Annotated in this window: 23 protein-coding genes; 4 read left to right on the forward strand and 19 right to left on the reverse strand. The window is 66.5% G+C overall.

Translation table 11 applies throughout. The features are described from left to right. Nucleotides 1-15 precede the first annotated feature (15 nt). From ACT3S6_RS08755 to ACT3S6_RS08765, 3 genes are read right to left on the reverse strand one after another with little or no spacing between them, the layout of a single operon-like run. Nucleotides 16-834: a molybdate ABC transporter permease subunit gene (locus ACT3S6_RS08755; protein ID WP_444554622.1), complete on the reverse strand. Its 819-nt coding sequence runs from the start codon at nt 832-834 to the stop codon at nt 16-18. Next, complete coding sequence (gene modA / locus ACT3S6_RS08760; protein ID WP_444554623.1) at nt 831-1595, reverse strand: molybdate ABC transporter substrate-binding protein; 765 nt, start codon at nt 1593-1595, stop codon at nt 831-833. The genes ACT3S6_RS08755 and modA overlap by 4 nt, the downstream gene beginning before the upstream one ends. Nucleotides 1596-1597: 2 nt before the next feature. Then, the gene (locus tag ACT3S6_RS08765; RefSeq protein WP_444554624.1) at nt 1598-1993 is read right to left on the reverse strand and encodes a TOBE domain-containing protein; all 396 of its coding nucleotides are present in this window, start codon (nt 1991-1993) and stop codon (nt 1598-1600) included. A gap of 220 nt (nt 1994-2213) precedes the next feature. Here ACT3S6_RS08765 and moaA point away from each other — a divergent pair, with 220 nt between their 5' ends. Continuing rightward, nucleotides 2214-3317: a GTP 3',8-cyclase MoaA gene (moaA, locus tag ACT3S6_RS08770; RefSeq protein WP_444554649.1), complete on the forward strand. Its 1104-nt coding sequence runs from the start codon at nt 2214-2216 to the stop codon at nt 3315-3317. Beyond that, the gene (locus ACT3S6_RS08775; protein ID WP_444554625.1) at nt 3318-3593 is read left to right on the forward strand and encodes a MoaD/ThiS family protein; all 276 of its coding nucleotides are present in this window, start codon (nt 3318-3320) and stop codon (nt 3591-3593) included. Between the two features lie 162 nt (nt 3594-3755). Here the strand turns inward: ACT3S6_RS08775 and ACT3S6_RS08780 are convergent, their stop codons facing one another. From ACT3S6_RS08780 to rimP, 16 genes are all read right to left on the reverse strand, one after another. After that, nucleotides 3756-5270 (reverse strand): alanine/glycine:cation symporter family protein, encoded by a 1515-nt coding sequence (locus ACT3S6_RS08780; protein ID WP_444554626.1) that lies wholly within the window; start codon nt 5268-5270, stop codon nt 3756-3758. Nucleotides 5271-5388: 118 nt separating this feature from the next. After that, on the reverse strand, nt 5389-6789 hold the full coding sequence (locus ACT3S6_RS08785; protein ID WP_444554627.1) for a M16 family metallopeptidase: 1401 nt from the start codon (nt 6787-6789) through the stop codon (nt 5389-5391). A 15-nt stretch (nt 6790-6804) separates the two neighbouring features. Beyond that, complete coding sequence (locus tag ACT3S6_RS08790; RefSeq protein WP_444554628.1) at nt 6805-9036, reverse strand: polyribonucleotide nucleotidyltransferase; 2232 nt, start codon at nt 9034-9036, stop codon at nt 6805-6807. A gap of 259 nt (nt 9037-9295) precedes the next feature. Further along, the gene (rpsO, locus tag ACT3S6_RS08795; RefSeq protein ID WP_444554629.1) at nt 9296-9565 is read right to left on the reverse strand and encodes a 30S ribosomal protein S15; all 270 of its coding nucleotides are present in this window, start codon (nt 9563-9565) and stop codon (nt 9296-9298) included. 109 nt (nt 9566-9674) lie between these two features. Then, nucleotides 9675-10508, reverse strand: coding sequence for a class I SAM-dependent methyltransferase (locus tag ACT3S6_RS08800; RefSeq protein ID WP_444554630.1), 834 nt, complete (start codon nt 10506-10508; stop codon nt 9675-9677). After that, entirely contained in the window at nt 10489-11448 is a 960-nt protein-coding gene (locus ACT3S6_RS08805) for a bifunctional riboflavin kinase/FAD synthetase (RefSeq protein WP_444554631.1), read from the reverse strand. Before ACT3S6_RS08805 ends, ACT3S6_RS08800 begins: the two co-directional genes overlap by 20 nt. Before the next feature lie 87 nt (nt 11449-11535). Next, the gene (locus ACT3S6_RS08810) at nt 11536-11961 is read right to left on the reverse strand and encodes a hypothetical protein (protein ID WP_444554632.1); all 426 of its coding nucleotides are present in this window, start codon (nt 11959-11961) and stop codon (nt 11536-11538) included. Then, the gene (locus ACT3S6_RS08815; RefSeq protein ID WP_444554633.1) at nt 11958-12332 is read right to left on the reverse strand and encodes a hypothetical protein; all 375 of its coding nucleotides are present in this window, start codon (nt 12330-12332) and stop codon (nt 11958-11960) included. Before ACT3S6_RS08815 ends, ACT3S6_RS08810 begins: the two co-directional genes overlap by 4 nt. Before the next feature lie 47 nt (nt 12333-12379). Continuing rightward, nucleotides 12380-13291 carry a tRNA pseudouridine(55) synthase TruB gene (gene truB / locus ACT3S6_RS08820; protein WP_444554634.1) on the reverse strand — a complete coding sequence of 304 codons (912 nt, stop codon included), beginning with the start codon at nt 13289-13291 and terminating at the stop codon, nt 12380-12382. Between the two features lie 91 nt (nt 13292-13382). After that, the gene (locus ACT3S6_RS08825; protein ID WP_444554635.1) at nt 13383-15257 is read right to left on the reverse strand and encodes an APC family permease; all 1875 of its coding nucleotides are present in this window, start codon (nt 15255-15257) and stop codon (nt 13383-13385) included. A 133-nt stretch (nt 15258-15390) separates the two neighbouring features. Continuing rightward, on the reverse strand, nt 15391-16821 hold the full coding sequence (locus tag ACT3S6_RS08830; RefSeq protein WP_444554636.1) for an MFS transporter: 1431 nt from the start codon (nt 16819-16821) through the stop codon (nt 15391-15393). Between the two features lie 189 nt (nt 16822-17010). Continuing rightward, a complete protein-coding gene (gene rbfA / locus ACT3S6_RS08835; RefSeq protein ID WP_444554637.1) occupies nt 17011-17451 on the reverse strand; it encodes a 30S ribosome-binding factor RbfA in 441 nt (146 codons plus the stop codon). A gap of 107 nt (nt 17452-17558) precedes the next feature. Continuing rightward, on the reverse strand, nt 17559-20381 hold the full coding sequence (gene infB, locus ACT3S6_RS08840; RefSeq protein WP_444554638.1) for a translation initiation factor IF-2: 2823 nt from the start codon (nt 20379-20381) through the stop codon (nt 17559-17561). Nucleotides 20382-20542: 161 nt separating this feature from the next. Further along, the gene (locus ACT3S6_RS08845; protein WP_444554639.1) at nt 20543-20866 is read right to left on the reverse strand and encodes a YlxR family protein; all 324 of its coding nucleotides are present in this window, start codon (nt 20864-20866) and stop codon (nt 20543-20545) included. Nucleotides 20867-20965: 99 nt separating this feature from the next. Continuing rightward, complete coding sequence (nusA, locus tag ACT3S6_RS08850; protein ID WP_444554640.1) at nt 20966-21964, reverse strand: transcription termination factor NusA; 999 nt, start codon at nt 21962-21964, stop codon at nt 20966-20968. Between the two features lies 1 nt (nt 21965). Further along, on the reverse strand, nt 21966-22532 hold the full coding sequence (gene rimP / locus ACT3S6_RS08855; RefSeq protein WP_444554641.1) for a ribosome maturation factor RimP: 567 nt from the start codon (nt 22530-22532) through the stop codon (nt 21966-21968). A gap of 184 nt (nt 22533-22716) precedes the next feature. Here rimP and ACT3S6_RS08860 point away from each other — a divergent pair, with 184 nt between their 5' ends. Together ACT3S6_RS08860 and ACT3S6_RS08865 are read left to right on the forward strand one after the other, a co-directional pair. Next, nucleotides 22717-23994, forward strand: coding sequence for a hypothetical protein (locus ACT3S6_RS08860; protein WP_444554642.1), 1278 nt, complete (start codon nt 22717-22719; stop codon nt 23992-23994). A gap of 7 nt (nt 23995-24001) precedes the next feature. Then, nucleotides 24002-25027 carry an aminoglycoside phosphotransferase family protein gene (locus ACT3S6_RS08865; protein WP_444554643.1) on the forward strand — a complete coding sequence of 342 codons (1026 nt, stop codon included), beginning with the start codon at nt 24002-24004 and terminating at the stop codon, nt 25025-25027. Nucleotides 25028-25212 lie beyond the last annotated feature (185 nt).

The following is a 25212-nucleotide window of genomic DNA, read 5'->3' on the forward strand; positions in this document are numbered from 1 at the left end:
CCATCCTACGGGTGGCTACCGCCTGAAGATCCTGCCGACCCCGGCCCCGGCCACGACGAGCACGATCAGGTAGAGCCCGATCAGCATCAGGCTGATCCCCAGGGCTGCCTGCGGGTCGTTGGAGTTCAGCGCCAATTCGATCTGCAGCGGCAAGGTCCGGGTGCGTCCTGCCACGGAACCGGCGAAGGTGATGGTCGCCCCGTATTCGCCCAGGGACCGGGCGAAGGCCAGCAGCGTGCCCACGATGATCCCGGGGGCTGCCAGCGGCAGGGTGATGTGGGCCAGGATCTGTCCGGAGGAGGCCCCGGCGTTGGCCCCGGAGAATTCCAGGTCGGTGTCCACCGCTTCGATGCTGCTCAGCGCCGAGACGACGAAGAAGGGCAGCGAGACGAACACCTGGACCAGCACGACCGCCGCCGGGCTGAAGCCCACGCCCAGGCCGATCGAGTCCAGCCAGCCCCCCACCGGTGTCTGGCGGCCCCAGAAGTAGAGCAGGGCCAGTCCCGAGACCACCGGTGAGAGCACCAGCGGCACGACCAGCAGGCCGCGCAGCACCTGCAGGACGACTCCGTGCAGGCGCGAAAGCAGCACTGCCAGGGGCAGCCCGAGCAGGAAGCACACGATGGTCGAGGCCGTCGCCGTGCCCAGGGAGAGACCCAACGCCGTGCGGGCCTCGTCGCGGGCCAGCAACTCGGGCAGGTCCTGCCAGCGGGCCGCGACGAAGAGCGCCACCAGGGGCCCGGCCAGGGCAGCGAGCCCAATGAGCGCCGGAACCCACAGCCATCCGGGGGTGGTCGCCCGCCGCATGCGGGGCGAGAGGACGGTGCGGGTCACGGCGCCGAGAAACCGGCGTCGTTCAGCAGCTTCATGGCCGCATCCCCCTGGAGCCAGCGGGCGAAGTCCTGCGCAGGTTCGGCGGCATCGGTGGCGACCAGCAACGGATAGATGTTGGCGTCCAGCCCCGTCAGGTCGATGGCCCGGACCTGGTCCCCGGCTGCTGCGGCGTCGGTGGCATAGACGAAGCCGGCGTCGACTTGTCCCGCGGTGACCTTGGTCAGCACGGCCCGCACGTTGTCTTCCTCGCTGACCGTGTCCAGGGAGAAACCCTGGTGGTCGAGATAGGTGTTGGCGGCCCGGCCACAAGGCACCGCCGGGGCGCATAACGCCACCGCACCGGCCTCGGGCAACTGGTCCGCGGCGGTGATCTTCGACGTGGCGGGAACCGCGAGCACCAGGGTGTTCGAAACCAGGTCGATCGGGGGTTCGAAGGCCGTTGGATCCTCCAGCGCCTCGGGGGCCTGGGTGTCGGCGGTGATCAGCACATCGGGCTGCTGGCCGGAGTTCGCTTGCTGGACGAGCTTGGAGGAGGCGCCGAGGTTGATGTCGATCCGGGTCGTGTCCCCGGTTTCCTCGGCGTAGGCCCGGGTCAGTTCCGGGGCGACGTCGGTCAGGGAGGCTGCCGCCGCGAAGTGGATCGCCGCCCCGTCCTGCCCGCCCGGTGTCGAGGCCGTCGGGTCCGTGCCGGCGGCCGGTGTCCCGCACGCCGAGAGCAGCAACGCGGCCGCGGCCATGACGGTGATGAGGGGGTTGCGCATGATCAGGCCTTTGTTTCGATGATGACGTTGGTTGATTTCACCACTGCCGTGGCAATGCGTCCCGGTTCCAGCCCCAGGTCCTTCACGGCTTCGCTGCTCATCAAGGACACGACACGGAAGGGGCCGCATTGCATTTCCACCTGCGCCATGACCCGGTCGGCGGTCACCGCGGTCACCAGGCCGACGAAGCGGTTCCGGGCCGAGGAGGCCACGTGGGCCGGGTCGCTCGGCGTCTCGGCCAGACCGCGGATGTAGCCCGCCAGTTCCACCCCGTCGACGGTGATCCGCCCGGAGGCGTCCTTGCCTGCGGTCAGTTGTCCGGAGTCCAGCAGTCGGCGGACCGTATCGTCACTGACCGCCAGAAACCGAGCCGCCTCGGATACTCTCATTTGCGTCATTACTAGACCCTACTCGACGCAAATGCGGATATCCATACCGGTTGTTGTGGCGCGCACGGAAATCCCGGCGGTCCACGGGGCATCCTCGGGCGCCGATCACCCGGCCACTGCCCCTGTTTTCGCCCCGGATCTGGACTACGCTCGAGGCATGACGTGCAGCACCAGCTCCCAGTCCGCAGCCGACCCGGCCACCGGGGGCAAGGCTGCGGTATCCCTGGGCATGCCCGGCATCCCCGAACCGGGTGCCTCCGGCCCCCAGGACTCCGGGGATTTCGTTCCCCCACCGGCGCCGGGCGACGATCCGCGCCTGCTGGACCGGTTCGGACGGGTGGCCACCGATCTACGCATCTCCCTGATCGACAAATGCAATCTGCGCTGCACCTACTGCATGCCCGCCGACGGCATGGCCTGGCTGCCGGCGGAACGCCTGCTGACCGCCGGGGAGATCCGGCGGCTGGTCCGGATCGCCGTGGACATCCACGGGGTGCGCGAACTGCGCCTGACCGGCGGGGAGCCGTTGATGCGCAAGGACCTGGTGGACATCATCGCCGGGCTGCGCGCCGACCACCCCGACCTGCCGATTTCAATGACCACCAACGGGGTCGGCCTCACGGCCAGGGCCCGGGCCCTGGCCGAAGCCGGACTGACCCGGATCAACGTCTCGCTGGATACCATCCATGCCGAGTCCTTTAAGAAACTCGCGCGGCGCAACTTCCTGCACAAGGTCATCGAAGGCATCGACGCCGCGGCGGACGCGGGCTTGTCCCCGATCAAGATCAACGCGGTCCTGATGCGCGGCATCAACGACCTGGAAGCCCCTTCGTTGCTGGCCTGGGCGCTCGAGCGCGGATTCGAGCTGCGCTTCATCGAGCAGATGCCCCTGGATGCCGATCACGGATGGACCCGGGACGACATGGTCACCGCCACCGACACCCGCGAACTGCTCGGCGTCGATTACGACATCACCGTGGCCCCCGAGTCCCGGGACGGGGCACCCGCCGAACGCTACGAGGTCCGGGCCAAGGGCGAACCGGATACGCTGCTGGGCACCGTCGGGATCATCGCCTCGGTCACCGAACCCTTCTGCGCTGATTGCCGGCGCACCCGGATCACGGCCGAAGGCAGGATCATGAGCTGCCTGTTCTCCCGGGAGGAAACCGATCTGACCGCCCTGCTGCGCTCGGAGGCCACCGATCAGGACATCGCCGACCGCTGGCGGGCCGCCATGTGGGCCAAACCGCGCGCCCACGGCATGGACCACACCGGTCTGGGGGCCGAGGACTTCGTCCAGCCCGACCGTTCCATGAGCGCCATTGGAGGATAAGTGAAGGTCAGGTTCTTTGCCGCTGCCGCCGCCGCTGCCGGGGTGAAGGAGTTGGATGTCCCGCTGCAGGACATCGAGCACGACGGCGGGACGCTGGCGGCCTTGCTGGGCCACCTCCCGCACGCGGTCCCCGCCACCGGTGCGTCGGGACCCCCGTTGCATCGCGTGCTCTCCCGCTCCAGCTTCCTGGTCAACGAGATCGGCGCCAGGGACGAGTCGCGTCCCTTGGCCGACGCGGATGTCATCGACGTCCTCCCGCCCTTCGCCGGCGGCTAGGGACCGCTTTCACCCCGCCACCACCCATGCACGGCCGGCGCCGTCGTGCCCCAATTCGCCGGCATCACCCGAAAAGGCGGGCCGGTCCCGGGGTGTCCTCCCGGTGACCGGCCCGCCTTCTCGGGTCGGGGTGCGGCGGCCCGCAGGCTGCCGCACCATCCGCTACTGGCGCATGCCATCCCTCTTACTGGACCCGCCGTAGTTCTGCGAGGAACCGACGATGTCGCCGGACTTCCACTGGTCCCAGCCGGGCTGGTCCTTCATGAAAGCCTCGATCTCGTCCTTGGTGGCCTCGAGCTTGGGGTCATGCTTGAGGTACCAACGGGTCTCGCGCACGATCAGCCCGGAGAGGACGATCAGACCGATGAGGTTCGGCAGAGCCATCAGTCCGTTCATGACATCCGAGAACGCCCAGACGACCTCGAGCTGCACCGTGGCACCGATGAAGACGACCAGGGACCAGACGACACGGAACGGCATGACCGTTCGGCGCCCGAAGAGCTTTTCCATATTGCGTTCGCCGTAGTAGGACCATCCCAACAGGGTGGAGAAGGCGAAGAGCACCAGACCGATCGTCACGACCCAGTGGCCCCATTCCCCCGGCAGCCCGTGGCTGAAGGCCTCGCCGGTCATCAGTGCCGCGGAGATCTGTTCCCCGGATTCCGGATCGGTTTCGCTCCAGGCACCCGTGGTCACGATGACCAGGCCGGTGAAGCTGACCACGATGATGGTGTCGATGAAGGTCTGGGTCATGGAGACCAGGCCCTGGCGGACCGGGTGCGAGGTCTGCGCTGCGGCAGCGGCAATCGGCGCCGAACCCAGGCCGGACTCGTTGGAGAACAGGCCGCGGGCCACACCGAACTGGATCACGATGATGATCGCCGAACCGGTGAAACCGCCCACCGCTGACGTGCCGGTGAAGGCGTCGGTGAAGATCAGGCCCAGGGCCGCGGGAACCTGGCCCAGGTTGGCCAGCAGGATGTAGATGGCACCCAGGATGTAGAAGACGATCATCACCGGGACCAGACCGGCAGTAACGCGGCCAATGGATTTGATGCCGCCGACCAGGACGATCATGGTCAACACGGTCAAGGTCAAGCCGGTGAGCCACAGCGGGGCACCCCAGCTGCTCTCGACGTTGGCGGCAATGGCGTTGCCCTGGGTCATGTTGCCGATGCCGAAGCTGGCCAGGACGGCGAAGATGGCGAAGGAGAGCGCCAGGATCTTGCCGAACGGCCCCTTGATGCCGCGTTCGAGGTAGTTCTGCGGGCCACCTGACTTTTCACCCGCGGCATCGGTGCCGCGGAAGCGGACGGCCAGGAAGGCCTCCGAGTATTTCGTGGCCATGCCCAGCAACCCGGTAATCCACATCCAGAACAGGGCGCCCGGGCCGCCGATGCCGATGGCCGTGGCGACACCGACGATGTTACCGGTACCCACGGTGGCCGCCAGAGCGGTGGTCAGCGCCTGGAACTGGGAGATATCCCCCTCGGTGCCGGGATCCTTGCGCTTCAGGATCCCCAGCCGCAAGGCGGCACCCAGTTTCAGGAACTGCAGGCCCCCCAACCTGATGGTTAAGTACAACCCTGCCCCCAGAAGTAAGGGGATCAGCAGGAACGGGCCCCAGACGATACCGCTGATATCGTCCAGCACCTCCGTCACGCCATTCAAATTCATGGTGGATCTTACCTTTCAACAACTATGCGAGTGTTGGGTGCGAGTGATGTGTTTCACACATATGCCACAGCATAGTTTGTCGAACCTGTTTCCGGGCAACAGGTGGCGGCGTGGCGGCCTAGTAGCCGAAGTCCCCGGGCGTGTCGAAGGGGCCGACGACCGTGACCGTTCGAGCTCTGGAGGCCAGTTCGCGGGCCAGCGCCTGGACGTCCTCGACGGTGACGGCCCTGACCCGGGCCAGCGATTCGTCCAGGTCCTGGAAGACGCCGGTCACCAGTTCGGCTCGACCCAGACGGCCCATGCGTGAGCCCGGATCCTCCAGCGCCAGGACCATGCCGCCGGAGAGCTGGCCGACGGCCTTGCGCAGTTCCTCCGGGCTGATCCCCTCGGCGGCCAACCGGTCCAGTTCCTCCCCGAGCAGCCCGATCACCTGCCCGGTCTTGACCGGGGCGCAGCCGGCATACATGCCGAAGTATCCGACGTCGGAATAGGCGGCGGAGAAGGAGTAGGTCGAATACACCAGGCCGCGCTTCTCGCGGATCTCCTGGAACAGGCGCGAGGACATGCCCCCGCCGAGCACTGCGTTGAGCACGCTCATCACGTGGCGTCGCTCGTCGGTGGCGACGATGCCCGGGCAGCCCATGATGATGTTGGTTTGTTCCACGGGACGGCGGATGACGTCGATGGTGTGTTGTCCGCTGACGGGCACCGGTTCCGTGCTGCGCCGGGGTTCGGGGGCGGCCCCCTCCTCGAGCGTCCAGCCGGAGGCACGCAATGCCTCGATGACTTGGTCGCAGACTTCGTCGTGGTCCAGGGACCCGGCGACGGTGATGACCAGTTCGCTGGGTTTGTAGAAACGACGGTAGTGGTCCAGTACGGCCTCGCGGCCGATCCCCAGGATCGCTTCGGGGGTCCCTCCGATGGGGCGGGCCAGCGGGTGCTCCCCCAACACTGCGGAGACGAAATGTTCATGGGCGACGTCGCCGGGGTCGTCGCCGTCCATGGCGATCTCCTCGAGGATGACGTCGCGTTCCTGCTCGAGTTCGCCGGGATCGAGGACGGCGGAGGTAATCATGTCCGCGATGATGTCGATGGCCAGCGGCAGATCCGCGTCCAGGACGCGGGCGAAGTAGCAGGTGCTTTCCTTGGCGGTGGCGGCATTGGATTCGCCGCCGACCTCGTCGAAGGCCGTGGCGATGTCCATCGCGCCACGGCGTGAGGTGCCCTTGAAGAGCAGGTGTTCCAGGAAGTGGGTCGAACCGTGTTGGCCCTCGACCTCGTCCCGTGAACCGACACCGACCCAGAAGCCGATGGTGGCGGAGCGCTGTCCGGGCATGGCCTCGGTCAGCACCCGCACCCCGCCGGGGAGGACGGAGCGGCGCACCAGCGCCCCTCCGGCCTCCCCGGCCAGGATGGTTGGATCCCCGTACTCGATCGGCGAGCCGGCCTCTGAAGCGCCCTGCTCAGCGGTGTACGGGAACATTCCCGAGCCGTGAAGCGGCAAAGGAATCAAAGCCATGGGTGGTACTCGTCCTTACGCGTCGACGGCCGAGGCTTCGGCCTCTTCAGCCACGACGGGCGCCAGGGAGAGCTTTCCGCGGTCATCGACCTTGGTGATCTCCACCTGGAGCTTCTGGCCCACGGAGACGACGTCCTCGACGTCCTCGACGCGCTTGCCACCGGAGAGCTTGCGCAGCTCCGAGATGTGCAGCAGGCCGTCCTTGCCCGGGGTCAGGGACACGAAGGCGCCGAACGTGGTCAGCTTCACCACGGTCCCGAGGTAGCGTTCGCCGACCTCCGGAACCATCGGGTTGGCGATCGCGTTGATGGCGGAACGGGCGGACTCGGCGGACTCGCCGTTGGTCGCACCGATCAGCACGGTGCCGTCATCCTCGATGGAGATGTCGGCCCCGGTGTCCTCCTGGATGGTGTTGATCATCTTGCCCTTCGGGCCGATGACCTCGCCGATCTTATCCACGGGGATCTTCACCGAGATGATGCGCGGAGCGAATTCGCTCATCTCATCCGGGGCGTCGATCGCGGAGTTGATCACCGAGAGGATGTGCAGGCGTGCTTCACGGGCCTGTTTCAGCGCGGCGCCGAGCACGGAGGCCGGCAGGCCGTCGAGCTTGGTGTCCAGCTGGATGGCGGTGACGAACTCCGAGGTACCGGCGACCTTGAAGTCCATATCGCCCATGGCGTCCTCGGCACCGAGGATGTCGGTCATCGCCGCGTAGCGGGTCTGGCCGTCAACCTGGTCGGACACCAGGCCCATGGCGATGCCGGCCACCGGGGCGCGCAGCGGCACACCGGCGTTGAGCAGCGACAGGGTCGAGGCGCAGACCGAGCCCATAGAGGTGGACCCGTTGGAGCTCAAGGCCTCGGAGACCTGGCGGATCGCGTAGGGGAATTCCTCACGCGTGGGCAGCACCGGCACGATGGCGCGCTCGGCGAGGGCCCCGTGGCCGATTTCGCGGCGCTTGGGCGAACCCACGCGGCCGGTCTCGCCGGTGGAGTACGGCGGGAAGTTGTAGTTGTGCATGTAGCGCTTGCGCGTCACCGGCGACAACGAGTCGATCTGCTGCTCCATCTTGAGCATGTTCAGCGTGGTGACACCCATGATCTGGGTTTCGCCGCGCTCGAAGATCGCCGAACCGTGCACGCGGGGCAGGACCTCGACCTCGGCGGTGAGCTGGCGGATGTCCGTCAGTCCACGGCCGTCGATGCGGACCTGTTCGGTGAGGATGCGCTGGCGCACGACGTGCTTGGTCACCGCGGCGAAGGCCTTGGAGACCTCCTTCTCGCGGCCTTCGAACTGCTTGCCTTCGGCGGCGAGCTGCTCGACGACCTCGTCGCGGTAGGCGCTGGAGGCGGTGTCGCGCTCCTGCTTATCGGCGATCGCGAAGATCTCGGTGAGCTTGGCCGATGCGGCGGACTCGACGGCGGCGTAGGCGTCGTCCTCGAAGTCGCGGAAGACCGGGAACTCGACGGTCGGCTTCGCGGCGCGGGCGGCCAGATCGGCCTGCGCGTCGCAGAGGACCTTGATGAACGGCTTGGACGCCTCGAGGCCCTCGGCCACGACCTCTTCGGTCGGGGCGGTGGCGCCGTTTTCCTTGATCAGGTTCCAGGCGTGGTCGGTGGCTTCGGCCTCGACCATCATGATGGCGACGTCGTCACCGCTCACGCGACCGGCAACCACCATCGAGAACACGGCGTTCTCCAGCTGTGAGTGCTTCGGGAAGGCGACCCACTGGGCGCCGTTTCCTTCGTCGACCAGGGCAACGCGGACGCCGCCGATGGGGCCGGAGAACGGCAGGCCCGAGAGCTGCGTGGACATCGAGGAGGCGTTGATGGCCACCACGTCGTACAGGTCGTCCGGGTTCATGGACAGGATGGTGACGACCACCTGGACCTCGTTGCGCAGGCCCTTGACGAAGGCCGGACGCAGCGGGCGGTCCATGAGGCGGCAGGCCAGGATGGCCTCGGTCGAGGGGCGGCCCTCGCGGCGGAAGAAGCTGCCGGGAATGCGGCCGGCTGCGTACATGCGCTCCTCGACGTCCACCGTCAGCGGGAAGAAGTCGAAGCCCTCGCGGGGGTGCTTGCCGGCCGAGGTGGCCGAGAGCATGGACGTGTCGTCGTCGATGTAGACCATGGCAGCGCCTGCTGCCTGCTGGGCCAGACGGCCGGTCTCAAAGCGGATCGTGCGCGTTCCGAACCGGCCATTGTCGATGACCGCTTCTGCGAACTGAATTTCGGGACCCTCCATGGAGAGTCACCTCCGTTTCTGTTGTGGCGCAGGCCCAGCCGATCCTCTCCTCCGGTTCCACCGGAGGGGGCACCCGGTCTTCGATCGAGGCCCACGGGGTTGCCGGCGTCGTGCCGGATTCCCGTAAACCACTACCGAGGACCGCGAATGTCCTTGATGGCTGGCTTCCTGCGGTTTTCATTGGTGTTGGCGGCGTGGGGCCTCCGGCCCCGTGCCCGGAAGCGGCCCTCCGTCGGGAGGACCGCTTCCGTGGAACCGACTAGCGGCGCAGGCCGAGGCGCTCGATGAGCGTACGGTAGCGGACGATGTCGGTGTTCTTGAGGTAACCGAGCATGCGGCGACGACGTCCGACCATGCCCATGAGGCCACGGCGGGTGTGGTGGTCGTGCTGATGCGTCTTGAGGTGTTCCGTCAGGTCCAGAATGCGACGTGAGAGAACAGCAACCTGCACCTCCGGGGAACCCGTGTCGCCTTCGTGGGTGGCGTAGGCCTTCATGATTTCGGTCTTGACAGTAGCGTCGAGGGCCACATTAACTCCTGGAGTTGTACCGCGAACAGTTGATTTGCCGTCTCCGGCGTGATGACACGCAACCGCGGACTGCAGCGCACACCGCCAACCAGTCTATCATCACCGGTCACTACCGACGATGGGCCCTCCAGGCGTGGGTGAAGTAGGGCAGCCCCAGCTCTTCGCCCGGCTCGTGCCCCAGATGCTCATGGAGGTACCAGTCCAGGTTCCCCTCGACCCGGGCCCGGATGGGTGCCTTCGCCCGCAGGTAGTAGCTGCGTGATTTGGCCAGTTCAATCAACAGTTCCGGGGTCACCGTCTGCTCCCAGTGCAGGCCCCTCGACTCCCACCCGGTGAATTCCGGCCCGATCTCCGGAACGAACCCGGGACGGTGCACGTCACCGGCATGCATGATGCGACTGAGCCGGTGCACCCAGGGCACGGTGACGTCCAGCTGGTTCCAAACCAGCGCCAACCGGCCTCCAGGGCGCAGGATCCGGGCGGTCTCGGCGGAGGCGGCCGGAACGTCCACCCAATGCCAGGACTGCGCCGCGGTGGCCACGTCGAAGGATCCCGCCGGAAGGCAGGTCTGCTCGGCGGTGGCCAGCACGGTGGTGATCGATGAGGATTTCAGCCGCAATTGGGCGAGCATGTCCTCCGAGGGGTCCACCGCGGTCGTACGCAGTCCCCGGGCGGCCAGTTCCCTGCTGAGGATGCCGGTCCCCGCCCCCAGGTCCACTGCGTCGCGGGCCCCGGCGGGGAGCAGGAAGTCAACGACCTCCGCGGGGTAACCCGGGCGAACGGCATCATAGAGCCCTCCCCCGTGGGCGAAGGCGGCGCCGAAGGACCGGCGGCGGGAGGCTTCGATGGCCGGCCCGCCGGCAGGAAGATTGGGAAGCGGGGCGTCCGGTGCGGGCCGGGTCACCGGTTCGACGGGCTCGCGCTCAGGCGCCGGCCCGGTCATGTTCCAGGACCCCGCGGGCCAACTCGACGTCCTCGTTCATCTGCTCGATCAACGCCTCGATGCCGTGGTAGGCGACCATCGGTCGCAACCGGGCCACGAATTCGACGACGGATTGCTGGCCGTAGAGATCGAAGTCCCCGACCTCTTCATCGGGACGGTCGATGACATGGGCCTCGACCTGCCGGCTCACCCCTTCGAAGGTCGGGTTCGACCCGACGGAAATGGCGGCAGGCCACCGCATGCCCGCCTCGTCGACGAGCCAGCCGGCATAGACCCCGTCGGCGGGGATGATCCCCGAGGCGTCGGTGGACAGGTTCGCCGTCGGAAACCCGAGTTCACGCCCCCGGGCGGCCCCGTGGACGATTTCCCCGCGCATCCGGTGGGCGCGACCGAGGATCTCGTTGGCGGTGGCCACGTCCCCGTCGGTGAGGGCCTCGCGGATCCAGGTGGAGGACCAGCGGCGGGTCTCACCGACATCGTCGATGCCGATGACGTCGAATCCGTGGATCCTTCCCAGCTCGACCATGGTGTCGAAGTCCCCCGCGTTCCCGCGCCCGAACCGCACGTCATGACCGACGACGACGGCGCAGGCGTGCAGCCGGTCGACGATGACATCCTGGACGAATTCCTCGGCGGTGGCCTGGGAGAAGGCCAGCGTGTAGTTCACCATCAGGACCGCGTCCAGACCGGTCTCGGCCAGTGAGTCCACCCGGTCGGCCAACCCCATGATCAGGGGCAGGTAGCTATCGGGACGGTGCACCTTCGCCGGATGCGGATCGAAACTGATGGCCACGGCGGCAGCACTGCGTTCGCCGGCCAGACGGGTCAGCGTGGACAGGACCTCGCGGTGGCCGCGGTGGACACCATCGAAGTTGCCGATGGTCACGACGGATGGCCCGAAGTCCGGGGGGACGGATTCGAGGCCTTTCCAGTAGTGCACTGTGCTCCTTGGGAATGCGGCGGTTGTTCGGTGGCCGGGCTGACGCCTTTCCATTATTCACGATCGGCCCCCTGAAGCTGAATTCGGCTAGCTGTCGGCTTCCGCTTCACGATGCCGGTTCAGCCACCACAGGCCGATCAGTGGCAGCACCAACGGGATGTATCCGTACCCCTGCCCGAAGTGCGACCAGACCGCCGGGTGGGCGAAGTCCTGCGGCAGCGCGAAGGACAGGATGCCCACCACGATGACCCCGATCAGCTCGATGAGCACCGCCAGGAAGGACACCTTCCAGCTGCCGGGCTTCTTCGAGGCCAGGGCGATGGTCGCGATGATGTAGATGATGGCGGCCACGGCACTGAGGGCATAGGCCAGGGGCGCTTCACCGAACTTCGTCAGGACCTGGTAGCCGGCGCGGGCCGTGGAGGAGATCGCGAAGATCCCGTAGACGGCGATGATGATCCGCCCCAGCCCGGCTTGGCGGCTGTTCGGGCGCTGGGTGGCTGGTGCATTCATACGAGGGTGGCTCCATCCCAAATCTGTTCCATGCGATACAACATGACGAATACGGTGAGGCCGACGGCGGCCAGGACGGCGTTGGACCAGCGGGTCTTGTCGGTGATGGCCCAGGCGAAGGCCACGACCGGGACGAACAACGCGGTGGCCACGTACCCCCAGAACTCCCAGGCTTCACCGGAGATCGTCTCCCCGCCCGCCTGGCGGACCGCCGCGGCGATGCCATAGACGATGAGGAAGACCTCCACGGCGGCCACGGAGATGATGGCGTAGTCGTCCGGGTGGTCCCGCAGGATCGTGGCGACGACGCTGAGCACGACGGAGAGCGCACAGATGATCACCCCGGCAATGAAGAATCCATCGACGATCACGGTGGGTTGCTACCTTTCGGCTGGCGGGCGGGGTCGGGTGTGCGGGCTCAGGCGGTGACGAAGACGATCTCGGGCTTCGCGGCGCCGCCCTTGTTCTTCAGCAGGGCCACGCAGGTCCCGTCCGGGGAGAAGGCGGCAGTGACGGCATAGTCCTGGGCATTGGGCCCGATCCGGCGTCCGAAGGACAGTTCGGTGGCTTCCTCGGCACTGAGTTCGCGGTTTTCGAACAGGGCCCGGGCCGCTGCATCCAGGGAAAGCATCCCGAATTCCTCGGCCAGCTGCTCCATGGTCCGGGCGCCGTCGATGCCGTAGGGGCCCACTCGGGTCCTCCGCAGTGCGGTCAGGTGTCCCCCGACGCCCAGGTCCTCGCCGAGGTCACGGGCCAGGGCCCGGATGTAGGTGCCCGAGGAGCATTCGACGGTGACGTCGACGTCCTGGATCTTGCCCCCGCGCAGGCGGCGCACCTCGTGGACCTCGAAGCGGCTGACCGTGACCGGCCGCGAGGGAAGATCCACTTCCTGACCGCTGCGCACCCTGGCATAGGAGCGTTCCCCGTTGACCTTGATGGCGCTGACGGAGGAGGGGACCTGCTCGATGTCACCGGTCAGTCCGGCCACCTCGCGGTGGATCTGTTCCTCGGTGACCGCCGCGGCGATGCGCGCCTGGAGCAGCTCGCCTTCGGCATCGTCGGTGACGGTGTTCTCGCCGAGGCGGATGGTGGCTTCGTACGTCTTGGTGGCCCCGACGATGTAGGTCAGCAGACGGGTGGCCTTATTCACCCCGACCACCAATACCCCGGTCGCCATGGGATCCAGGGTCCCGGCGTGGCCGACCTTGCGGGTCCCTGCGAGACGGCGGGTCCGGCCGACGACGTCGTGGCTCGTCCAGCCCTGGGGCTTGTCGACGATCACCAGTCCCGATCCGACGTCGTCCTGAGCTGTGCTGGCACCTTTTTTCACGCACCCTAGTATAGGCGGCCCGAAGTCCCCGTGTTCACCGCCGCCTCCGAGGGCGGTACAAGAGGCGGCTCCCCTCCCCGGGCTTTGCCGGTCAGATCCCGTCGGAGGAGACCTCTCCCCCGCGGGCGGCTGCTTCTTCGACGATCTGCTGGACTTCGCCGGTGTTGAAACCGGATCTGACGGCCCAGACATAGGTGACGATGCCCACCAGGAGTTCCACGCCCATGCCCCAGGGGAAATGCAGCACCGGTGATTCCAAGGGGCCGTAGACGCCGAGGTAGCCCACCAGCAGCGAAGCCAACAACAGCCAGATCAGCCACCAGGTCGCGTTCACGTGGCACCGCCCGGTTTTGTTGCTGAAGAACCACAGGGCCGCGCAGAAGGCGATCACCAGGACACAGAACACCGCGTAGTACACCGGGAACGGCCAGCCTCCGGGGCGCTGGGCCTGGGCCCCGCTGAGGACCCATCCGCCAACGGTGGCCACCCAGATCCACAAGACGAAGAAGATGATGCTGATCGCAAATGCCGGGACCGCCGAGATCCACTTGCTCTTCCACGCATAGTAGGCGGTAAAGAAGGGCAGCCCGATGAATGTGGCCGTGAAGACGTTGGCCAGGGTGGAGAAGCCGCTCCAGTACAGGATCAGCACCGCGGCCAGGAAGGAGATCGGGGACCAGAACCGGTAGGCCCTCAGCCGGAAGGGCCGCTTCAGTGACCCGGCGGTCCTGCGCAGGACCGGTAGCCCCACCCCGCCCATGATGTAGGTCAGCACCGCCGCCGAACTGATGAACCCCACCAGTTGGTACCAACTCGGTGCCGGGACGAAGAACACGCATCCGACCACGGCCGAGACGACCAGGGCCACCCAGGGGATCCCGAAGCGGTTGCTCTCGGTGAACTTCTTGGGGATGTTCCGGTACACCCCGAGCCCGTATCCGGTGCGGGCGCCGGTCCCCAGATACACCCACCCGGTGGCCAACGGGGACACGGCCGCATCGATGAGCAGGAAGGTACCCAGGGCCGCCAGCGCCGCGATGTTGGCCGAGCCGAGTGCATGGAACAGCGGCCCGTCCGCCCAGCCTCCGGCCACCAACTGGTCCCATTGACCGCCCTTGAGGCCCATGTCCTTCCAGTTGATGGCCCCGATGAACGCCACTTGCAGCAGGGTGTAGATCACTGCCGGGATCGCGATGGAACCAATGGTCGCCAAAGGGACGTTGCGCTGCGGATTCCTGACCTCCCCGCCGAAGTCCAGTGCCTGCCTGAAACCCAAGAGGGAGAAGATGATGCCCGTGGTGGCGATGGCGTGGAAGATCGGGGGAACACCCAACGGGGCGAAACCGCCATAGGTGGTGAAGTTGCTGCCGTCGAGGATGAAGAAGAGGAAGATGAAGGTCAACGTCGGCAAGGCGATCTTCCAGATGGTCACCCACCGGTTGGATTCGGCCAGGAACCGGGCCCCGAAGAAGTTCAACACGAAGAAGAGGAACATCAGGACGAATCCGCTGAGGATCCCGGTGGGCCAGCTGAGCAGTTGCACCCCGTCCACGGTGGTCAGGAAATGGGTGTCGGGGAACCGTCCACCGATGTACGTCAGTGTCGCTTCGGCCTCGATCGGCGGGATGGAGACCACGGACAGCCAATAGGCCCAGCCGATGATCCAGCCGGAGAAGGCACCGTGGCTCAGGAACGTGTATCTGACGATGGCCCCGGAGCGGGGAAGCATGGCCCCGAGTTCGAGATAGGTCAGGGCGATCAGGAACACCAGGACCGAGGCGATGATCCAGGACAGGATGGCTGCCGGCCCGGCGACTCCGGCGGCCGCCAACACCCCGAAGAGCCACCCGGACCCGATTTGGGCGCTGACGCCCAGGAACAACAGTTGCGTAAAGGACAGATTTCGTTTCAGGGCCTTATCGGTCGATTCGAATGATCCGCGCTCAGTCTCGTGTGCGAGGCCCATGGTCAACACTTCCTTGTGTTTGACTTGAATCCTTGTTTATTCAGAATAAACCCCTCATAATGCGCACGAAAAGACAAGTTCACCGAAATTTTTGGAAGTCTTTTTTGTGCTCGAGGTCTCCTCGCGATCAGGCTTACATGCCGGGGAAATCCGGCCCCTCCGGGACGACTCGGTCGTGGCATGCCGCCATCGCTTCGGGTGGGACGGGCCTGCCGCTGGCGTTTTGTGCGTTGCTGATGCCCAGCGCCGAGACGACACCGGCCGCGATCATCAGCAGCGCCGCCACCAGAAGTACCCGGTGGAAGGCCGCGAAGTCCAGGACCGGACCGGCGAACCAGCCCACGGCAGCAACGGCGAGGAGACCGGCCACCCGTGACACCGCGTTGTTGATAGCCGATCCGATACCGCTCTGGGCCGGGTCGATGGCCCCAAGGACTGCCGCGGTCAGCGGGGCGACTGTCACCGCCAGGCCCAGCCCGAAGAGCACGACACCCGGCAGAATGTGCTGCCAGTAGTCCAGCGGTTCCGTTGCCGAGAGCATCAGCAGGAAGCCGGCAGCTCCGATCACGGGTCCCACGGACATGAATAGCCTGGGCCCGTATCGACCAGCAAAGGTCCCGAAGAGTGCGGAGAGTGCCAAGGACATCAAGGTCAACGGGATGGTGGCCATACCCGCTGAAAATGCGGTGAACCCTGCCGTCTCCTGCAAGAAGATCGGGATGATGAACGTCCCCAGCGTGATCCCCGCGTAGAACGCCGCGGTGGCCAGGTTTCCGATGCCGAAGTTCCGCTCCCGAAACAAGTGAAGGGGCATCATCGGGTGCCGTGCCGTTTTCTGCCTCCACATGTAGGCGCCCAGACAGGCCAATCCCCCAGCAAGCGGCAGGGAAACCAACGGAGCTGCCCACCCCCGCCCGTCCTGGAAGATCAAGGCAAAGACCGTTCCCCCCAGCCCCAGAGCCGCCAGCAACGCGCCGAGAACATCGATCGGCGTCCGCGCCGAGGGTTTCGCCGGCTCGTGGAGCTTGAGTAGTAGGACCAGGGTGACGGCGATCGGGAGCACGTTGATGGCGAAAACCAGCCGCCATGAAACAGCATCCACCAACAGTCCGCCCAACAGGGGCCCTGCGACGAAAGCGGTCCCCGTCCAGGCCGTCCATTGTCCGATGGCCCGCGCCCTGGGTTCTTCAGCGAAAGTGGAAGTGATCAGCGCCAACGAGCTGGGTACCAGCAGTGCGGCCGCAGCTCCCTGAAGTAGACGTGCGGTCAACAGGACGCCGGTGCTGGGGGCCACGGCACAGAGGAGTGACGCAGCGCCGAAGAAGATGAGTGCGAAGCGGAGCATCCGCACCCGCCCGAAGATATCGGATAAACTGCCCGCCACCATGATCAACGAACCCAGGGTGAGCAGATAGCCGTCGAGCACCCACTGCTGGGTGGTGATTCCCCCGCCCAGTTCACTGGCGATCGCCGGGAGGGCGACATTGACGATGGAGCCGTCGAGAAAGGCCACGAACGAGGCAAGAATTGCCACCCACAACACGGAACGTTCTGACCCGCTCATGGTTTCAGTCCCCTCCGCTGGATACTGCTGAACCGAAGATAGGACCGTGCCCCGGGGAAGTCAATGCCCGCTTCAAGGTGCCTGGAGGTGCTAATTGACCTGCCGGTATCGGCCCCGAAAAGCGACGGCGGCCGTCGTGCAGGTGATCTCCTGCACGGCAGCCGCCGTCGATGGTGAAAGACGCGGGACCTAGACTTCTGTCTCGTCGTCCTCGTCGTCATGCTTATAGGGATCGGCGTCCCCGGCGTGCGTCGCCTCGGAAGCCAGCGCGGCCACCTCGGCGTCACGCTCCTTGGCCTCACGCAGCAATTCCTCCAGGTTGGAGGCGTTCACTGGGATTTCGTCGGCGACGAATTCCAGGGTCGGGGTCAACCGGACGGTCAGGTTGCGCCCGACCTCCTTGCGCAGGATCCCCTTGGCCTTGGCCAGCCCTGCGGCGGCTGCGGCCTTTTCTGCGTCCTCGCCGAGGACTGTGTAGTAGACGGTCGCGTTCTGCAGGTCGTTGGTGACACGGGTGTCGGTGATCGTCACGTTTTCAACGCGGGGATCCTTCACCACCTTGCCGAGCGACTGCGCGACCAGGACCTTGATGCGTTGCGCGAGCCGTGCCGCGCGAGCCGGATCGGCCATGATGCCCTCCTGGGGATACCTTGTGCTGGTTCTTGCTGCTGTGTGGAAAAGAAGACGCCGGGCGCCCGCCCGTCAGGCGAGCGTCCGGCGTCGTACTGCCTTGGCGTCTAGACGCGCGGCTTCTCGCGCATCTCGAAGGTCTCGATGATGTCGCCTTCCTTGATGTCGTTGAAGGAGCCCAATCCGATACCACATTCGAAGTCCGTGCGGACCTCGGTGGCGTCGTCCTTGAAGCGCTTCAGCGAATCCACCGTCAGCTTGTCCCCGATGACCTTGCCATCGCGGGTGACACGCGCCTTGCTGTTGCGTCGGATCGTCCCGCTGCGGACGATCGAGCCGGCGATGTTGCCGAACTTGGAGGAACGGAAGACCTCGCGGACCTCCGCCGTACCCAGCTGGGCTTCCTCGTACTCCGGCTTCAGCATGCCCTTCAAGGCCAGCTCGATGTCATCGATGGCCGCGTAGATGACCGAGTAGAAGCGCATGTCAACGCCTTCCTTATCGGCCAGATCGGAAACGCGCTCGGCAGGCTTGACGTTGAAGCCGATGATGATCGCGTTGTCCACGGTTGCCAGGTTGACGTCGTTCTGCGTGATGGCACCGACGCCGCGGTGGATGACGCGCAACTGCACGCCTTCGCCCACGTCGATCTTGAGCAGTGAATCCTCGAGGGCTTCCACGGCACCGGACACGTCACCCTTGAGGATGAGGTTGAGGGTGTCGATCTTGCCATCGGCAACGGCCTGGTCGAAGTCCTCCAGGGTGATGCGCTTGCGACGCTTCGCCAGCTGGGCGTTGCGGTCGGCCGCCTCACGCTTCTCGGCGATCTGACGGGCGGTCCGCTCATCCGAGGTGACCAGGAACGTGTCGCCGGCCCGGGGGACGGTCGACAGACCCAGCACCTGGACCGGACGCGACGGGGTCGCCGTTTCCAGGTTCTCGCCATTCTCGTTGAACATGGCACGGACGCGTCCGTGGGCCTGACCGGCGACGATCGTGTCGCCGACCTTCAGCGTGCCGGACTGCACCAGCACGGTGGCCACTGCACCACGACCCTTATCGAGGTTGGCCTCGATGGCGATGCCGCGAGCATCCTTATTCGGGTTGGCGCGCATGTCCAGTGCGGCGTCCGCGGTCAGCAGCACCGCCTCGAGCAGTTCCTCGATGCCCAGGTTCTTCAGCGCCGAGACCTCGACGAACATGGTGTCGCCACCGTATTCCTCGGGTACGACGCCGTATTCGGCGAGCTGGCCCTTGACCTTGTCGGGGTTCGCCGCGTCCTTATCGATCTTGTTCACTGCCACGACGATCGGCACGTCGGCCGACTGGGCGTGGTTGAGCGCCTCAACGGTCTGCGGCATGACGCCGTCGTCCGCGGCGACCACGAGCACGGCGATGTCGGTGACCTTCGCACCACGGGCACGCATGGCCGTGAAGGCCTCGTGACCGGGGGTATCGATGAACGTGACGGCACGTTCGTTGCCCTCGTGTTCGTGGCTGATCTGGTAGGCACCGATGTGCTGGGTGATGCCGCCGGCTTCGCCCTCGATAACGTTGGACTTGCGCAGCGCATCGAGCAGTCGGGTCTTGCCGTGGTCGACGTGACCCATGACGGTGACCACCGGGGGCCGTGCCATGAGGTCCTCGTCGCCTTCGTCCTCGAGCTCCTGATCCAGGTCGATGGAGAAGGATTCGAGCAGCTCGCGCTCCTCGTCCTCCGGGGAAACGATCTGGACTTTATAGCCCAGCTCGTCGCCCAGGACGTCGAAGGTCCCCTCATCCAGCGACTGGGTGGCCGTGGCCATCTCGCCGAGGTGGAACAGCACCGTGACCAGTGCCGCCGGGTTGGCTTCGATCTTGTCGGCGAAGTCGGTGATGGAGGCACCACGACGCAGGCGCACGATGGTCTCGCCGTTGCCACGGGGAATGCTCACGCCGCCCAGCGACGGTGCACTCATCTGCTCCAGTTCCTGGCGCTTCGCCCGCTTCGACTTGCGCTGCTTGCCGCGACCGGCGCCTCCCTTGCCGAAGGCACCCTGGGTGCCACCGCGACCGCGGCCACCACCCTTGCCGCCGAAGCCGCCACCGGGACGGCCGGGGCCGCCTGCGCGTCCTGGAGCGCCGGGACGGCCTCCACCGGCCGGGGCCGGACGCTCGGTGCGGTTGGGCATCATGCCCGGGGTCGGGCGGGGCCCACCCGGACGAGTGCTCGGGGCACCGGCACCGGGGCGCGGGGCTCCCGGACGAGGCGCACCCGGACGAGGACCACCGGCACCGGCCGGCGGACGCGGTCCACCCTGGCCTGCCGGGGATCCGGTCCGCATGCCCTGCTGGGACGCGAACGGGTTGTTCCCCGGACGCGGCCCACCGGGACGCGGGGCGCCCGATCGTGCACCGGGACGCGGCCCGCCGGGACCGGAGTCCTTGCCGCGCATCCCCTGCTGGGATGAGAACGGGTTGTTGCCGGGGCGCGGGGCACCGGGCTTGGCGGTCGTCGGACGCGGTGCGGCCGGCTTCGCCGCCGAGGAATCCTCGGCAGCCGGCGCTTCGGCAGCCGCCGGCTTCTCTGCCACGGGCTCCGGAGTCGCCGGGGCAGCGGGTGCTGCCGGGGTCACGCCGGGCTTCGGGGCCGGACGGGCGCCGGGACGCGGGGCGTTGGACGCAGGGCTTGCCGGAGCAGCAGGGGCCGCAGGGGCCTCCTTGGCCGGAGCCGCCGGGGTGGCCGGCTTGGCTGCTTCCGGTGCCTTGGCAGCCGGCTTCGCCGGTGCCTCGGACTGGGGGAATGCGCTCCGTAGTTTCTTGACTACGGGCGCTTCAATGGTCGACGAAGCGGAACGGACGAATTCGCCCAGTTCCTGCAGTTTTGCCACTGCATCCTTCGAAGTGATGCCGAGCTCTTTGGCGAGCTCGTGTACGCGGACCTTGGCCACATTTCTCCTATCTCGGTCCGCCCCTGCACTCACTTCTTACCGGGTGCGAACCGTCTGTTTCGGGCTTGGTCGGTAGCCGCCCAGAGGCAGCATGCCGATCGTTGCGCATAACTGATTGGTCATCGTTAGGCGCTCATCGCTTGACACTCATCGGGTTTCCATCAGATTTCTGACCCGCTTTCACGTTTGACGGTTGATTCGGTGCTACCACCCGGCGGGGGCGCACCCAGTGCGGCCAATGCAATTTCCACTTGCGAGTCGTCCACGGGGGCCCTGAAGGCCCTGCGGAACGCCCGCCGCTTCACGGCACGGGCTGCACATACCGGTGCGGGGTGCAACCAGGCACCCCTACCGGACTTGCATCGACTGGGGTCGGGAACGACCAATGAGCCTGTTCCTTCGACCACCCAACGCAACAACTGATCCTGATCCGTCGATTCCCGACACCCGACACACGTACGCTGCGGCTGATGCTGCGAGCTCACGCGAGGGAGTCAACTCCTGGGTTGGGGTCGGCGGACCTGAACGGACCACTGACTAGTCTACCGCTTTTCCCACCGCCCATGGGGCATCGGTGCCGACGGTCACTCGGGACGAACCGCCTCGACACGCCCGTTCGGGTTGGCATCGGAGGAAATATCGATCCGCCAGCCGGTGAGCTTGGCCGCCAGACGGGCGTTCTGCCCTTCCTTGCCGATGGCCAGCGACAACTGGTAGTCCGGAACGACCACATGGGCCTGGCGGATGGCCTCATCGACGATGGTGACCGACTTGACCTTCGACGGGGAGAGGGCATTGGCGATGAACCGGGCCGGATCCTCGTTGTAGTCCACAAGGTCGATCTTCTCGTCGTAGAGCTCGTTCATGACCGCACGCACACGCGAGCCCATCTCGCCGATGCAAGCACCCTTGGCGTTGATTCCGGGCTTCGTGGGGCGCACGGCGATCTTGGTCCGGTGCCCCGCTTCGCGGGCCAGGGAGACGATCTCGACGGTTCCGTCCGCGATTTCCGGGACCTCGAGCTCGAAGAGCCGGCGCACCAGGTTGGGGTGCGAACGCGACAGGGTGATGGCGGGGCCCTTCAGGCCCTTGCGCACGTCGGTGACGTAGGCCCTGATGCGCGCACCATGGATATATTTTTCGCCCGGCACCTGTTCCGGTGGTGGCAGGAGGGCCTCGATGGTTCCCAGGTTGACCTGGATCATGATCGGGTTGTTGCCCTGCTGGATCTGGCCGGAGATCAGTTCGCCTTCCTTGCCCTTGAACTGTCCCAGGATGTTGTCGTCCTCCACGTCGCGCAGACGCTGGAGGATGATTTGCCGGGCCGTGCTGGCGGCGATGCGGCCGAAGCCTTCAGGGGTGTCGTCGAATTCGGCGAGTTCGTTGCCGTCCTCGTCGGTGTCGGTGGCCCAGATCGTGACTCGGCCGCTCTTCTGGTCCAGTTCGGCCCGGGCGCGATCAATGGCTCCCGGGGACTTGTGATAGGCCATGACCAACGCCTGCTCGATGGTCGGGATGATCAGGTGCAGTGGAATCTCGCGTTCCGATTCCAGGAGTCGCAGTGCGCTCATATCAATATCCATGTCAGGCCTCCTGCGCCTCGTCGATTTCCGGTACTTCGTCGTCCAGGGGCCCTGGAGTGGTGAACTCGACGTCCACGGTGCCTCGACGGATGTCGCCATAGGCGATCACACGGGGCTCGCCCTGCTTGGGTTTCATGCCCTTCTTCACCGGGACGTCGGGGACGACGGTCACGGTCTCGTCGTCGGCTTCCATCAACCGTCCGGTGATGTTGTCTTCGCCGATCAGGTTGATCTTGACCAGACGACCGATGTTCCGGCGCCAGTGGCGCGGCAACGTCAGCGGACGGCCGATTCCGGGCGAGGAGACCTCGAGTTCATAGGCCGGCCCCGGCTCGGCGGGCGCCTGGTCCATGGCCGTTGATACGGCTTGGGAGACCTCGGCCAGTGTGTCGAGATCGACGCTTCCGGTTCCTTCGAACAGATCCACGATGACGTTCACCGTGCGGTGGTCGGCACTGGAGCGGACCTCGACCTCTTCAAGGAGGAGGTTGTGGGCGGAAACGGTGGGTTCCAGATACTCCTTGAGCCGCTGCCCTTCGGACGGGGTTCCTGCCGGCTGTTCGGACATGACTTCCTCCCACATATTCGATGTTGTGCGTACAAGAGTATCGACAATTTCGCGGCTCCGCCGACGTCGCACCCCGTGGCAGGGCCCGCCGGGCGGTTCACTGGTCCGTCCCCTCGGAAGATCGAGCCCGCCACGGGTGGCATCGAGCCCCTGGTTCAGCGGGGCCCATGGGATGATCGTGTCGATGGTTACACGCTCCCCCTCCCCCCGTGGTCCCCGCCGTTCACCACGGCGCGGGTTCTCCGCAGTGGCCAGGTTCCTGCTGCGCACCTTGGGCCTGCTGCTGGTGGCTGCCATCGTGATCGGTATCGGCACGACGGTCGAAAGCCGTTGGGGCCCGGATTCCCGGGGCGGTGGGCAACAGATGAGCCCACAGGAAAAGGCTTCCCGGACCATGCTCGCCCTGGCAGGAACCGCTGAGGAACTGGCCACCGGAACCTCCGGGCAGGACGCGGGAAGTGCCTCCCCATCCGCCTCGGCTCCTGCCTCGCCCCCGTCGGAGAAGGCCCCGACGGTCGACAAGGCGTCGGCCACCGAGCTGGAACGGATCTCCACCATGTTGCGTCGGCATGTGGAACTTCTCACACCGGGGCTGGCTGCCCACGTACAGCAGGAGGCCGACCAGAGCGCGTCGGCACCTGCCTCACCAAGCGCCAAAACCACGGATCCGGCGACTCCTTCCGCTACTGCGGCATCCACCACCACCTCCGTCACCGAAGTGGCCGTGGAACTGGCCGATACGGCCAACTGGCTGCTGGAGGCCGCCACCGACGCCGCTTCCAGTGAGGTCCCGGCAGTTCTGGGTTCGGGCATCGAACAACGCCTGGCCGCCCAGCGGCTGGCAGGAAAGATCCCCGGGGACGGTGCCTCGAAGAAATTGCCGAAGTTCGTGATCCCCGAGGCAACTCATGCCTGGCAAGATGCCGAGAGCCACCAGTTGCCCGAGGGCTCCTGCGCGGCCGAGCCAACGGATGGCGCCACCGGTAGTCCGGCGGCACCGGGGACGAATGCCGGTTCCTCGGTTTCTGCCACCCCTCTTCCGGCGAGCAGTACCGAGGGTATCTCCGCGCAGGACCAGGCTTCGGCCGGCGCCCTGGAGCAGGCCTCCGATGCTGCTTTCCGGCTTGCGTATGGATACCAGATGGCCGCCGTCAAACAGCCCGGGGATTCGACCCGGAAGGGCTGGGAGCTCTCGGAGGCCTCCGCCGAGCTGGGTCACCGGCTGGAGGATCTGCTGCCTGCCGGATGCACCCCCGTCCGGGAACCGGCCTACCAGCTCCCCCGGGATTTCTCGTCGAAGCCCATCGCGTCGGTCGCCGAGGCGGAGGGCCAGTTGGCGGGCCTGCTTCGTGATGCCGCTGCGGCCTCCGAACAGCCGGTCCGTCCGGCGCTGATCGCGGAAACCTGGCTGTCGGCCGAGCGTTCATTCACCTTGGCGAACACCATTCCCGACCTCACCTGAGGAAGTCATGGACACCGATCGTGCCCGCGATGCCTTTCGCGCTCAGTTCCAGGATCTTCCGGCACCGCTCCGCCACCAGGCGTTGCGGTCGTCGGCGGGAAGGCCCTGGCTGGACACCCTGTGTGAACGCGTCCTGGCCCGATGCGGGAGCTGGCATCTGGTCCCGGATCCTTCAGCGCCGCATCCATTCCTTGCCGGTCACGCGGGGCTCGTGGTTCCCGTCATCGACGCAGCGGGAGCCCGCCTGGCGCTCAAATGCCAGATCCCCGATCCCGTCCTGGCCACCGAGGCCACGGCACTGCATTGGTGGTCCGGGCAAGGCGCGGTCACGTTGTTCGCGGAAGAGGACGGGTTCCTGCTGTTGGAACGTCTGGACCCGGATCACGATCTGGGCTCCATGGCCCTGCCGGAGGCCGTCGAGATCTGGGGGCAGTTGATGTCCCGGCTGAGCCTGCCGGCCCGGGAGCTTACGCCGACGACGGCGGGCGCTGGGATGGTGGAGAGAACCGATGCCCTCGCCGAACGCTGGAACGATGAGCTTCCCGCCCGGTGGGCCGAGCTTCCGCCGGTGCTCCCCCGGCGTCTGCTTGAGGCCGCACTGGAACTCTGCCAGGTTCGCGGTGCCGTCGGCCGACGTGACGACCGGGACTTCCTGGTGCACTCCGAGCTGCACTACTTCAGCGCGCTCCGGCGGCCGCCCACCGGGGAATTCGTGGCCATCAACCCCCACCCAGTGATCGGCGACCGGGAATTCGGCGTCCTGCCGATGCTCGAGAATCGTTTGGCCGACCTGCCCTCCCGAAACTCCGGCCCCGCCTTGCGACGTCGTCTCCGCCATCTCAGTGAAGCGGCCGGACTCGACGAGGAATCGGCGGTGGGATGGGCGGTGGCCCGGGCGGTGGAGGACGTCCTGACCCATGCCGAGGAAGGCCTCTTCGACGAGGCCGAAAGATCCCTCTGGGTGGCGACGGCGCTCAGCGGCGGGGATGTCTCCTCCTTACCGGACGTCCACCGGCTCAACCCTCTGAACTGATTCCCTTTGCTGGCCGGTGGGTCTCAGCTGGTGTCTCCGGGCAGCGGTGGTGCCTGGGACCGGTAGTGGTGGCCGGTCGGGGTGGTGACCACCGTGGTATGCCGGGCCCCGGCCACGGTTTCGGTCCTCCACCCGGGGGCTTCCTTGCTGTAATTGCACTCAGCACACAGGCCCGCGGAATTCCT

Origin of the sequence: Arthrobacter sp. AOP36-C1-22 (assembly GCF_052377515.1) — a bacterium.
Taxonomy (GTDB): Bacteria; Actinomycetota; Actinomycetes; order Actinomycetales; family Micrococcaceae; genus Arthrobacter_H.